The sequence below is a fragment of the Paraburkholderia lacunae genome, assembly GCF_003353175.1.
GTDB classification, from domain to species: domain Bacteria; phylum Pseudomonadota; class Gammaproteobacteria; order Burkholderiales; family Burkholderiaceae; genus Paraburkholderia; species Paraburkholderia lacunae.
Window position 1 is genome coordinate 215,381 of sequence record NZ_QHKS01000006.1, and the last position, 12,137, is coordinate 227,517.

Sequence of the window (12,137 nt, forward strand, 5' to 3'; positions counted from 1 at the left end):
CGTCTACACCGTATCGTTTCTGCTGCGTGCGTCGGGAGAGACACTGATGTTCGAGTTCGCGCCGGTGTTGCGGACATCGACCGACTGGAACTGGTTGATCATCTGGTTAGCATAGAAGTTGTTCGAGACCTCGTACAGGTTGACGACCGGTCCGATGCTGGGGGTTTCCCGCACATAGGGCTGAATCCAGCCATACACCCACGGCGCACCGCCGCCGCCGCGAATCGCCGCCATTGCTTTACGGTCGAGTGCGAGGTTCAGCGCCAGGTCATTTACGGTAATTGAGGCCATGTCGATCTCCGGTTGGCCGCCCGGGGGCGGCGCGCGGTTAAAAGAGAAGTTGAGCGTGATGGTGCAAGTGGCATGCCAATTTGCCGCCGCCGCGCGCGGTTTGTCGTAACGCGTTGATTGGGTGGCGATTCCGCTCGTTCAGTCGCGCTTCCTATGTTCAGGTCGAAGCCGGAAGGTCGGTTTGCAGCCAACAGCGGCGAGCTCGAACCGGTGCTGCACCCAACACATTGGCAAGGCCATGTAGAGCCCTCGCCGGCTTCCCCAAATGATCGTCAAACGCCAACACATCGACGCGAAATCTGTCGGCTGCCGCCGTACACCTGCTTGATTCCCGAACCCTCGAAAATGCCGCTTGCCCCGTAAACAAAGGCTTCCGCGCCCATGGCCCGGATGATGCGAAAGACCTCGCAACAGTGTTGGATATTGAAGCGAGGCCAGCCATGAACACCCACCCTCTGCAGACGAACATCGAACGGCGCAGCGAAGGCCGCGACGATACGTCGACCATCGATCTGCCGATCGGCGCGCATCTCGTCACGCAACGCAACGGTTACGAACACCACGGTATCTACGTCGGCAACGGCCGGGTGGTGCATTACTCCGGTTTTGCGAACGCGGCTCATCGCGGTCCGGTGGAAGAAGTCGAACTGGCGCGCTTTGCCGCCGGCCATCCGCTGTCGGTTCGCACGACACCCTGCGCGCGCTACCAGGGCGACGAGGCCGTGCGCCGCGCCCGTTCCCGGCTGGGCGAAAACCGCTACAGGCTCCTGACCAACAACTGCGAGCACTTCTGCGCGTGGTGCCTGCTCGGCGAAAGCCGCAGCGAACAGGTGCATTGCTGCCTGACCCATCCGCGCACCGGCATGCATGCGCTGCTGTGCCTGGTGAAGGCTTTTGTCGAAAGTGGTGCGAAGGGTGGTCAGATCGCTGCGCAGGCTGCGTGAGCGAGTGGAAAGAGTGGAACGGGACTCGAGGAGAACGTCATGGCTGCCGCTGAAAAGACCTTGCACTGGGCCGTCGATAAATGGCTCGCACCGACACCGTCGATGCCCGCGCGCGTCACGCAGTTTTGCCACAGCAAGCTGCAGCATCAGCGCTATGTCTGCGTGGAAGCACTCCGCCCAGGCGGCCTGCTGTCGATCTTTTTCTTCCGTCACGACGACGGCTCATGGAACGTGTTTCCGCCGCAAGCCGAGCGGCCCGCGATGAACGGCCATCGCCGCGCGGCGGTTTGCTAGTCCCGCGAGGGTATCCGTCGTTCTCCCGGCAGCGGAACGCTACACGCTGATCGCCGCTGCCGCCTTCGCGACGGCCTTGCCCCATTCTTCAAGACGCTTGGGCTCATAGCGGGATTCGGGCATGGAGATGCAGATGCTGCCCACCGGCGCGCCGTCGGAATCAATGATCGGCGCGCCGATCGCGCACACCGCGCGACGGTATTGCGACAGGTTGATCGAATAGCCGCGTTGCCTGATGCGTTCGAGTTCGAGTCTTATTTCGGCAGGGTCGCACGGCGTCGTCTCGCTGAATTTCGGCAGGTCGCGGCTCAGAATTTCTTCCACCTCCGCCTCGCTCATGTACGCAAGCACGGCGAGGCCGGTTGCCGTTGCATGGAACGGACTGAGATCGCCGATCGGACTGAACGTGCGGACGGTTTGCGTGCAATCCGCGCGATCGATCAGCACCATCGACTTGGTGCTGTCCGGGATCGACAGGTGAATCGTCTCGTTGGTCAAGTCGCGAAGTTCCCGCATCGGCTCGCGTGCGGCGGCGTACAGCGTGCCGCCGCGCAGGGCGGCCGGACGCACGCCGAGAATTCGCGCGCCCACTTCCCAGCGCGTCACGTCGCCACCGGTCTGACGTAGCCAGCCGGCTTCGAGAAAGGTCAGCAGCACACGCTGCACGCTGGACTTCGGCATGTCGAGCAAACGCGCCAGCACACCCACGCTGACCGGTTGGTTCCGCGACACCGCCTCGAGAATTTCCAGACTCTTCAACAAACTTTTCATGTGCGTCTCCAGTGATGGGCGGCGATGGGCGAGCGCGCCCATCGCCCGCTTGCAACGGGGAAAAGTGCGTGTTACCTTGCACGTGCTGATTATGGAACGCCGTGCCGTATTGTGGCACGCCTCGAGCAAGTTGTGAAGCATTGGAGAACCTCTTCCGCGATGGGACTTTCCGCTCACCCGCCCGCGACTGTGCCGGCCATCGACGCCAACGGCGCGCGCATCCCGAGGATGGGCCTCGGCACATGGCGATCCACTCACGACGAAGGCGTGTGTGCCGTGCGCGCGGCGCTCGAAGCCGGGTATCGCCATATCGACACCGCGGCCCGCTATGAAAACGAGCAGGCGGTCGGCCAGGCGCTCGCAGCGAGCGCGCTGCCTCGCGACGAGGTGTTCGTCACCACCAAGGTCTGGCATACCGAATTGCGCGCGAACGACTTCCGCCGCGCGGCGCAAGCGAGCGTCGCCCGGCTCGGACTCGATCACGTCGACCTGCTGCTCGTGCATTGGCCCAATCCCGAAGTGCCGCTCGAAGAGACGATAGGCGCGCTTTGCGACGCGCAACGCAGCGGCCTGACGCGTCACATCGGCGTATCGAACTTTCCGGTGGCGCTGCTCGAGCGCGCGGTCGCGCTGGCCTCCGTGCCGCTGGTCGCGAATCAGTGCGAATACCACCCTTATCTCGACCAGACCCGGTTGCTGGCGGCGTGCTCGCGGCACGGCATGGCGCTGATCTCGCACTCGCCGCTCGGCAGCGGCAAGCTGCTCGCCGATCCTGTGATTGCCGACATCGCGCAGCGGCATGAGCGCAAGCCGGCCCAGATCATTTTGCGCTGGCTGATGCAGCAACCCGGCGTGGCGGCCATTCCCAAATCGTCGAATCCGGTGCGCATCGGCGAAAACCTGGCGGTATTCGATTTCGAACTCGATGCATTGTCGATGGCGCGCATTAGCGCGCTTGCGCGCGCCGACGGCCGCGTGAGCAAGCCGGCCTGGCATCCGGAATGGGACACCCCGGCAAATCCTCTCGTGGCGGCGAAACCATGAAGCTGATCGACACACTCATGAATGCGGGGACGACCCCGGCGGCCACGCCGGGCGACATCACCCTGGCAACGGACAGGCACCACCTGATGCACCCTGGCACGCACGCGTTCGACCATTCGTGCGGCGCGGTGGACGGCCGCCTGATGACGCACGCCGCGGGCATCCGCATCGAGGATCACGCGGGGCGCTCCTACATCGACGCGTTCGCGGGCCTTTATTGCGTGAACATCGGCTACGGACGCGAGGAGATGGCCGAGGCGATCACGGCGCAGACCCGCAAGCTGTCCTTCTATCACACGTATGCGGGCTTCTCGAACGACCCCGCTGTCGAACTGTCGCGACGGCTGATCGAGGAGTGGTCGCCGCCCGGCATGAAGAAGGTGTTCTACGGCATGTCCGGTTCCGATGCCAACGAGACCCAGGTCAAACTGGTCTGGTACTACAACAACGTGCTCGGGCGGTCGCGCAAGAAAAAAATCATCGCGCGGCAACGCAGCTATCACGGCTCCGGCATCGCAACCGGCAGCCTCACGGGTCAGCCGAAGTTTCATGCGGGATTCGACTTGCCCATGCCGCCAATACTGCACACGGCCAGTCCGGACTTCTATCGCGATGCGCGGCCCGGTGCCAGCGAAAGCGAATTCGTGGCGGACTGCGTCGAACAGTTGGAACGGTTGATCGCCCGGGAAGGTGCCGACACGATCGCCGCATTCTTCGGCGAACCGGTGATGGGGTCGGGCGGCATCGTGCCGCCGCCGGCAGGATATTGGCCGGCCATGCAGGCGGTGCTGAAGCGTCACGACATTCTGTTCGTCGCCGATGAAGTGGTCTGCGGATTCGGACGGCTGGGCTCGCGCACGGGCAGCGCGCATTACGGCCTCGAACCCGATCTGATCTCGGTCGCGAAGGGGCTGACGAGCGGATACCTGCCGCTGTCCGGCGTGATCGTCAGCGAGCGGGTGTGGGAGGTGATCGAGCGCGGCTCGCGCGAGCAAGGCGCGATGAACCACGGCTGGACGTACTCGGGACATCCGGTGTGCGCGGCTGCGGCGCTGACCAACCTCGACATCATCGAGCGCGAGCAGCTGGTGAGCCATGCCGCCGACGTCGGCGGCTATTTACTCCAACGTTTGCATGCCGAGTTCGACGCTCATCCGCTCGTCGGCGATGTACGCGGCGTGGGGATGCTCGCGGCCCTTGAACTGATGGCCGACAAGACCGAACGCAAGCCGTTTGCGCCCGCGCTGAAGGCCAGCCAGCGCGTGGCGCAGGCGGCGCTCGAGCGCGGGCTGATCGTCCGCGCGCTCGGCACGAACGACATCGTCGGATTCGCGCCGCCGCTGGTCGCCACGCGAGCGGATATCGACGAGATCGTCGCCATCGCGCGGCAGGCGTTGCACGCCGCGAGCGACGGCCTGGCAGGCGTGCATGCCACCCGTACCGAGGCTCGCTGAGCCGCATTCCAACGCAACCAGGAACCCCATCGTGCCGACGCGCAAGCAAGTGTTTTCCTCCGATTTCACCGACACCCCGTACTGGTGGAAAGACTGGCGTCCGCACGACGAAACAATGTCGGAGGTGCCTCGCGACGTGGACGTCGCGATCGTCGGCGCCGGCTATGCGGGCTTGTCGTGCGCGCTCGAATTCGCCAGGTACGGCTTGTCCGTCGCGGTGCTCGAAGCTGGTGTGCCGGGCATCGGCGCGAGTACGCTCAGCGGCGGCCAGGTATCGGGCGGCGTGAACGTGGGCAAGGCGCCGTCGGGCAAGAAGCTGGACAGTTCCGTACCGCAACAGCGTCAGCAGAAGCTGTTGCGCGAAGCATCCGCGTCGTACGACGTATTCGAACGCATCCTGCGCGACAACGCGATCGACTGTGCTTACGTGAAGGCAGGGCGCATCAACGCGATGTGGACCGACGCGCACATGGCCGCGTGGTGCAAACGCATCGTCGATCTGAACACGCATGCGTCGGCCGGCGCGCGGATTCTTTCGCGCGAGGAACTGCGCGGTGAACTCGCCAGCGACATCTACGCGGGAGGCGTGCTGCTCGAACGCGCGGGGCAGGTCCATCCGTCGCTGATGTTCGCCGGCCTGCTCGCCGCCGCCCGCCAAGCTGGCGCGACGGTATGCAGCAACGCCGCGGTCAGGAGCATCGCGCGCAGGGGCGCCGAACATCGGATCGAGACATCGCGGGGAACGCTTTCCAGCCGCCACGTGGTGGTCTGCACCAACGGCTACACAGGCGAATCGATGCCCGATCTGCAGCGCCGCGTGGTGCCGGTCGTGTCGCATCAGATCGCCACCGAGGAACTTGCCGCCGGCCTGCAAGCCTCGCTGATACCGAGGCGCCGCGGCATCTCGGAGACGCGCCGCGTTGTCAATTATTACCGCTATTCGCCCGACGGCAAGCGCCTTCTGTTCGGCGGCCGCGCGCGCTTCTACAACCTCGACCGGCGCCAGTCGGCGGCGATCCTGCATGCGCAGATGATCGAGCGGTTCCCGCAGATGGCGGACGTCAAGGTGGCCTATAGCTGGGGCGGTACGGTCGCGCTGACGCTCGACTTCCTGCCGCATCTGGGCCGCACCGCCGACGGCGTTTACTACGCGCTCGGCTGCAACGGCAGCGGCGTGGTGATGATGACGTACCTCGGCTACAAGCTCGCGCGCCTGATCATCGAAGGGCAGGCGCCTGAGAGCAGCGCCTACGGTACGCCGATGCTCACGCACGCGCTCTATCGCGGCAAACCGTGGTTCATGCCGGCGCTCGGCAGCTATTACCAGATTCGCGACGTCATCGACAAACGCAGGCAGCGCGCCTGAACGGCGTGTACTCGATCGGAGTTTCAATCATGGCAGCAGTGTCGACACAGGCAAGGACAATGCAATGGGTTTGAGAATCGGCGTGGATATCGGCGGCTCGTTTGCCGACTTCGCAGTGCTCGACGAAGCGACGCGAAGCATACGCACCCTGAAGGTGTTCTCGCGTCCGGACAGCCCGGGCAGCGAAGTGCTCGCGGGCATGGACGGTCTGCGGGAGCGCTACGGCATCGAGCCGCGCGAGGTGGTCCACTTCACGCACGGCACCACGGTCGGCGTGAACGCGGTGGTGCAGCGCAAGGGACTGAAGCTCGGCCTCGTCACCACGCGCAACTTCGAGGACGTGCTCGACATCGCGCGCCTGAAGATCCCCGACATGTATCACCTGATGTCCAGCCGGCCCGCGCCGCTGATTCCGCGCGACCGGGTGTTCGGCGTGGTCGGTCGACTGACGGCGGAAGGCGGCGAGGAAACCCCCGTCGACGAGACCAGTGTGCTCGACGCGGTTCGCGGCATGCAGGCGGCAGGGTGCGAGGGTGTGGTGATATCGCTGCTGCATTCGTATCGCAATCCAGCGCACGAGCAGCAGGTGAAGGCGATCATCGAGCGCGCGATGCCGGGCTTCTTCGTGTCGTGTTCGCATGAAGTCTGGCCGATCATCCGCGAATACGAACGTACGGTGACGGCGACGATCGGCGGCTACGTCCAGCCGCGCGTGTCGAATTACCTCACCAGACTGCAGGGGGCGCTGGCGGAAAGCGGCATCGGCGCGGACCTCAAGGTCACCAAGTCGAACGGCGGCGTGATGAGCGCCGAGCACGGCAAACACAACTGCGTGCAGATGATCCTGTCCGGCACGGCCTCGGGCGTGATCGGCGCGGCGTATCTCGCGAAGCTCTGCAAGGTGAAGGACTGCATGAGTCTCGACATCGGCGGAACGACCGCGGATATCGCGCTGATCGTGGACGGCAAGCCGCAGTACGCGAGCGGCGAATATATCGGCGAATTCCAGATCCACATTCCATCGGTATCGGTGTCCTCGGTCGGCGACGGCGGCGGCTCGATCGCCTGGGTGGACGAGTTCGGCGTGCTCAAGGTCGGACCGGAGAGCGCGGGGTCGAGCCCCGGCCCGGTGTGCTACGGCCGTGGCGGCACGCGGCCGACCATCACCGACGCATTCGCGGCCATCGGCGTGCTCGGCAGTGCGGCGCTCGGCTACAACTCGGTGAAAGTGGACACGGACGCTTCGCTGCGCGCGATCGAACCGCTTGCGCGGCGCCTCGGCCTCGACGTCTATCAGACAGCGGCGGCGATCATCGAGGTATCGGTATCCGGCATGTACACCGGCGTGAGCCGCTTGAGCTCGCGTTTCGGGATCGATCCGCGCACCTTCTCGCTGATGCCGTTCGGCGGCGCCGGACCGATGCTCGGCTGCTTCCTCGCCCGCGCATTGAACGTGCGCAATCTGCTGGTGCCCACCACGCCCGGCGTGCTGAGCGCGCTCGGCGGTCTGATCGCCGACACGAAAAACGATTTCGTACGAACGACGTACTATCCGCTCGACCACGCCTCGCTCGCCCTACTCGAGCAGGACCTCGCGCTGCTCGAAGCCGACGCGCGCGCCTGGGTGATTCGCGAAACCGGCACGGACGCGACGGCCGACATCGTGGTGTCGGCCGACATGCGCTACCGCGGGCAGTCGTTCGAAATCGACACGCCGCTGACGGTGCAAGCGCTTGCCAGCCGCGACATCGACGCGATCGCGCAAGCCTTCCATCGCGAACACGCACGCCTCTTTGGCCACAGCGACGACCAAGCCGCGATTCAGGTGGTGGCGCTCAGGCTCGTCATCACCGCGCCCACGCCGAAGCCGGAACTGCCGCACATCGCGGTGGGCGAAGGCGTGCCGCAAGCGGAGTCGCAGATCGATGTGTACCTCGACGGAGGCTGGCGCCGAATTCCGCTTTACCGGCGTTCCGCGTTGCGGGCGGGGCACCGGTTTGCCGGCCCAGCGATCGTCGCGCAGGACGACACGACGACCTGCGTGCTGCCGGGCTTCGACGGCCGCGTGGACGAATACGGCAATCTCTTTCTCGAAGCCGTTTGATTGGCGGCCGACCCTGGATACTGGAAAAGCGACATGGCATTCGACAAATCCGTGCTTCAAATCTTCGCGAACTACTGTGTCGCGGCCGCTGAAAGCATGGCCTACACGCTCGTTCGCACCGCCCATTCCGCCTTCGTGAAGGAAACCGAAGATTTTTCCTGCACGCTGATGAACACCCGCGGCCTCACGTTCGCGTCGCCGAAAACACTCGGTGCGACGTGGTATCCGGGACTCGACTTCGGCGCGGTGATCGACATGATCGATCACTACGAACCGGGCGATATCTGCATGACCAATGACGCGTACAGCGGTTACGTCGCGACCCATACGCCCGACGTGATGATGTGGAAGCCGGTGTTCTTCAATGGCGAGATTGTCTGCTATGTCGGCGGGCATATTCACAATACCGACATGGGCGGCGCGGTGCCCGCGTCGCTGTCGCGCACGCTGACCGAGATTTACCAGGAGGGCATCCGCTTCGCGCCGACCAGGATCGTCCGCGCGGGCGTACTCGATGAAACGCTGCTCGAACACATGGCCATCAACGTTCGCGCGCCGGAGCAGAATCGCGGCGACCTGAAGGCGCAGATCGCGATGCTGATGACCGGCGAGCGCCGCGTGCTGGAGATCATCGAGCGCTTCGGGCTCGACCAGTTTCGCGCGGGCATGGACGCGTTGCTCGACTATTCCGAAGAGCAGGCGCGCACGATCGTGCGAAGCATGCCGGAGGGCGAGTACTTCTTCGCCGAATACGCGGACGAAGACTCGGTCAACGGCAAACCGCTGCGCGTGGCGCTCACCCTGACCGTGAAGGAGGGCTCGCTCGTATTCGACTTCACCGGCAGCGATCCGCAACTGAACTCCTCGTTGAATATGCCCACCGGCGGCAAGGAGCGTCATGTCCTCGCACTAGTCGGCCTGAACTACGTGCTGTATTCGCTGAATCCCGACCTGCTGCTCAACGCCGGCATGCTGAGGGTGGCGCGCTGCATCATGCCGGAAGGCACGATCATGAATTGCGTGCCGCCGGCCGCGGTCGGAATGCGTAGTCTGACCGCCAAGGTTGCGCAGTACGCCACCTTCGGCGCGTTTTCGATGGTTTGTCCCGAGCGGCTTCCGGCGTGCCCGGCCGGCGGCATGTCGATCCTCAACGTGAAGACCGTGGACCGTAACGGCCGCACGGTGATCGCGTCGATCGGGCCAGTGGGCGGCGGCGCGGGCGGCATGGCGTCGGCGGACGGCTCGGACGCGTCCGGCGCGAACGTCGCGTTCCTGCGCAACACGCCGGTCGAGATCAACGAAGCTGAAGTGCCGATCCGCATCACGCGGTATGGCGTCGTTCCCGGCAGCGCGGGCGCCGGCAAATATCGCGGCGGACTGGGTACGGTGATGGAGTTCCGCGTGTTCTCGCCGGGCACGCTGGTGACGGCCCGCAATCGCGACCGCTCGCGCTTCGCGTCGTGGGGCGTGCTCGGCGGCAAGGCGGGGGCGGTGTCGCGGTTTACCCGCAATCCGGGCTCCGAGAGCGAGGAGAACCTCGGCGTGACGGATCTCGTGATGTGCGGTCCCGGCGACGTGATCCGCCTCGAGGGATGCGGCGGCGGAGGCTATGGCCATCCGCACGAACGCGACGCGCAGAAGGTGCTCGAGGACGTGCGTCGCGGCTATCTGTCCGTCGATCAGGCGCGCGAACTGTATGGCGTCGTGCTGACCGGCGAGGGGATCGACGCGGCGCGGACAGCGCGCTTGCGCGACGAGGCGAGAAGCGCATCGGAACGCAACGCGGCATCTCACTTCGACTATGGCGCCGAGCGCCGCGCCTATGAAGCGAAATGGACCCGCGAGCGCTACGACGCGTTGACGGACATTCTCGCGGGCGCGCCGGTGGTGTGGCGGCATTTCCTCAAACACAAGATCTTCGACGCGCTCGACGCGAGGCAAGCCGAAGGAACGCTCGTGCCGGGCGCGGAAATCGTCGCCGAACTGTACGGCGAGGTGCTGCTGCGTTATCCGCAGTTGCTAGACGTACAAGCGCAACAAATCGCCTGATGCGGGTCGCCGGCGGCCACGTATTCGTCGGCTGCCTGGCGACCATGCAAATTGCCGCGTTGGCTGCGCAAGAACAGTCGGTTTATGCCGTCTGGCGGTTTTTGTCGGCGTTTCATGTGGATTCTGCAAGCATACGATTCAGCTAACGAGGCGCGAAAATCTCGACCCGCCGCGTCCAGAGAGTTCTTCCGATCCATTACCCCTGTGGAGCCATTGACGTGAAAGATGAAACCAAAGAAGGCGGCATCAGCCGCCGCGACATGATGCGCATGTTGGCCGGCACCGGCATGATGGTGGCCGCGGGCGGCGGTTTGCTCACGTCGGCGACCACTGCAATGGCCGCCGACGTGCCGAAGAAAGGCGGAAGCATTCGCGTGGCGTACGACTCGGGTTCCGTGTCCGACACGCTCGATCCGGCGGCGGGCTCGACCGGCAGCGACTACATTCGCTTCTTCATGTTCTACAGCGGCTTGACGCAACTCGACGAGAGCCTCGCGCCCCGCATGAACATCGCCGAATCCGTATCGAGCGCCGACGCGAAAACGTGGATCATCAAGTTGCGCCAGGGCGTGACGTTTCACGATGGCAAGGCGCTCACGCCCGCCGATGTCGTCTATTCGCTGATGCGTCACAAGAACCCGCAAACGGCCTCGCGAGTCAAGACGCTGGCCGATCAGTTCACGAGCGTGACGGCGAGCGGGCCGAATGAAGTGACCATGGTGCTCGAGGTGCCGAACGCGGACCTGCCGGTGATTCTCGCGACGCCGCAACTGGTGATCGTCAAGGACGGCACGACCAATTTCAACTCGGGCGTAGGCACCGGTCCCTACAAGCTCAAGAGCTTCAAGCCGGGTGCCGGAACGGTCGGCGTGCGCAACGACAATTACTGGAAGCCGGGGCAACCCTACCTGGACCAGATCGAGCTGATCAGTATCAGCGACAACTCGGCTCGCGTCAGCGCGCTGCTCGCGGGCGACGTGCATTTGATCAACTCGGTCGATCCGCGTTCGACGAAGCGCATCGCCGCGACGCCGGGCTACGAGGTCAAGGAAACCAAGTCGGGTCTCTATACCGACCTGATCATGCGCCGCGACAATACGCTCACGGGCAATCCGGATTTCGTGAAGGGCATGAAGTACCTGTTCGATCGCGAGCAGATCCGCTCGGCGGTCTTTCTCGACTACGCGGTGATCGGCAACGATCAGCCGATTCCGCCCGGTCACCGATACTTCAATGCGTCCTTGCCGCAACGTAAGTTCGATCTCGACAAGGCCAGGTTCTATATGCAGAAGGCGGGTGCCGTCGGCGCGACATTGCCGCCGATCTACGCGACCACCGATGCGAACGGGTCCGTCGAAATGGCGCAGTTGATGCAGCAAACGGCCGCGAAGATCGGCGTGAATCTGACCGTGAATCGCGTGCCCGCCGACGGCTACTGGTCGAACCACTGGATGAAGCATCCGCTCGGTTTCGGCAGTATCAATCCGCGGCCGAGCGCGGATGTGCTGTTCACCCAGTTCTTCAAGTCCGATGCGCCCTGGAACGAGTCCGGCTGGAAGGATCCGAAGTTCGATCAGTTGCTCGTTGGCGCGCGGGCCGAGACGGACGACGCCAAGCGCAAACAGATGTATGGCGAGATGCAGTTGCTGGTGGCCGACGCGGGCGGCATCGGCATTCCGTCGTTCATCAGTCTGCTCGATGCGAACGACAAGCGCCTGAAGGGGCTGGGTTCGATCCCGACCGGCGCGATGATGGGTTTTTCATTTGCTGAACATGTGTGGTGGGCGGCCTGACGAACTTCGCCGTTCCGGCTATGGCGG

10 protein-coding genes are annotated in these 12,137 nt (G+C 64.4%); 8 read left to right on the forward strand and 2 right to left on the reverse strand.

What is annotated here, in order from left to right; translation table 11 throughout:
* Positions 1-3: 3 nt before the first annotated feature.
* Complete coding sequence (locus tag DLM46_RS11185; RefSeq protein WP_115100824.1) at positions 4-291, reverse strand: hypothetical protein; 288 nt, start codon at positions 289-291, stop codon at positions 4-6.
* Between the two features lie 440 nt (positions 292-731).
* Here DLM46_RS11185 and DLM46_RS11190 point away from each other — a divergent pair, with 440 nt between their 5' ends.
* Together DLM46_RS11190 and DLM46_RS11195 are read left to right on the forward strand one after the other, a co-directional pair.
* A complete protein-coding gene (locus DLM46_RS11190; protein WP_115100825.1) occupies positions 732-1,235 on the forward strand; it encodes a lecithin retinol acyltransferase family protein in 504 nt (167 codons plus the stop codon).
* Positions 1,236-1,274: 39 nt separating this feature from the next.
* The gene (locus tag DLM46_RS11195) at positions 1,275-1,529 is read left to right on the forward strand and encodes a hypothetical protein (protein ID WP_115100826.1); all 255 of its coding nucleotides are present in this window, start codon (positions 1,275-1,277) and stop codon (positions 1,527-1,529) included.
* 39 nt (positions 1,530-1,568) lie between these two features.
* On the opposite strand, the gene DLM46_RS11200 is transcribed toward DLM46_RS11195, so the two are convergent.
* Positions 1,569-2,300, reverse strand: a complete 732-nt coding sequence (locus DLM46_RS11200) for an IclR family transcriptional regulator (RefSeq protein ID WP_115100945.1) — start codon at positions 2,298-2,300, stop codon at positions 1,569-1,571.
* 159 nt (positions 2,301-2,459) lie between these two features.
* On the opposite strand from DLM46_RS11200, the gene DLM46_RS11205 reads away from it, so the two are divergent.
* From DLM46_RS11205 to DLM46_RS11230, 6 genes are all read left to right on the forward strand, one after another.
* Positions 2,460-3,344 carry an aldo/keto reductase gene (locus tag DLM46_RS11205; protein ID WP_115100827.1) on the forward strand — a complete coding sequence of 295 codons (885 nt, stop codon included), beginning with the start codon at positions 2,460-2,462 and terminating at the stop codon, positions 3,342-3,344.
* Positions 3,341-4,798 carry an aminotransferase gene (locus tag DLM46_RS11210; protein WP_115100828.1) on the forward strand — a complete coding sequence of 486 codons (1,458 nt, stop codon included), beginning with the start codon at positions 3,341-3,343 and terminating at the stop codon, positions 4,796-4,798. Before DLM46_RS11205 ends, DLM46_RS11210 begins: the two co-directional genes overlap by 4 nt.
* 31 nt (positions 4,799-4,829) lie before the next feature.
* A complete protein-coding gene (locus DLM46_RS11215; RefSeq protein WP_115100829.1) occupies positions 4,830-6,164 on the forward strand; it encodes an NAD(P)/FAD-dependent oxidoreductase in 1,335 nt (444 codons plus the stop codon).
* Positions 6,165-6,228: 64 nt separating this feature from the next.
* Positions 6,229-8,268, forward strand: coding sequence for a hydantoinase/oxoprolinase family protein (locus DLM46_RS11220; RefSeq protein ID WP_115100830.1), 2,040 nt, complete (start codon positions 6,229-6,231; stop codon positions 8,266-8,268).
* 33 nt (positions 8,269-8,301) lie between these two features.
* Positions 8,302-10,317: a hydantoinase B/oxoprolinase family protein gene (locus DLM46_RS11225; RefSeq protein WP_115100831.1), complete on the forward strand. Its 2,016-nt coding sequence runs from the start codon at positions 8,302-8,304 to the stop codon at positions 10,315-10,317.
* A 260-nt stretch (positions 10,318-10,577) separates the two neighbouring features.
* Positions 10,578-12,110, forward strand: coding sequence for an ABC transporter substrate-binding protein (locus DLM46_RS11230; RefSeq protein WP_115100946.1), 1,533 nt, complete (start codon positions 10,578-10,580; stop codon positions 12,108-12,110).
* The last annotated feature ends 27 nt before the right edge of the window (positions 12,111-12,137 follow it).

Excerpts from the sequence above, each read along its gene's own strand:
- DLM46_RS11230 (WP_115100946.1), top strand. The coding sequence starts at position 10,578 with ATGATGCGCATGTTGGCCGGCACCGGCATGATGGTGGCCGCGGGCGGC.
- DLM46_RS11195 (WP_115100826.1), top strand. The coding sequence starts at position 1,275 with ATGGCTGCCGCTGAAAAGACCTTGCACTGGGCCGTCGATAAATGGCTC.
- DLM46_RS11190 (WP_115100825.1), top strand. The coding sequence starts at position 732 with ATGAACACCCACCCTCTGCAGACGAACATCGAACGGCGCAGCGAAGGC.
- DLM46_RS11225 (WP_115100831.1), top strand. The coding sequence starts at position 8,302 with ATGGCATTCGACAAATCCGTGCTTCAAATCTTCGCGAACTACTGTGTC.
- DLM46_RS11210 (WP_115100828.1), top strand. The coding sequence starts at position 3,341 with ATGAAGCTGATCGACACACTCATGAATGCGGGGACGACCCCGGCGGCC.
- DLM46_RS11200 (WP_115100945.1), bottom strand. The coding sequence starts at position 2,300 with ATGAAAAGTTTGTTGAAGAGTCTGGAAATTCTCGAGGCGGTGTCGCGG.
- DLM46_RS11185 (WP_115100824.1), bottom strand. The coding sequence starts at position 291 with ATGGCCTCAATTACCGTAAATGACCTGGCGCTGAACCTCGCACTCGAC.
- DLM46_RS11220 (WP_115100830.1), top strand. The coding sequence starts at position 6,229 with ATGGGTTTGAGAATCGGCGTGGATATCGGCGGCTCGTTTGCCGACTTC.
- DLM46_RS11205 (WP_115100827.1), top strand. The coding sequence starts at position 2,460 with ATGGGACTTTCCGCTCACCCGCCCGCGACTGTGCCGGCCATCGACGCC.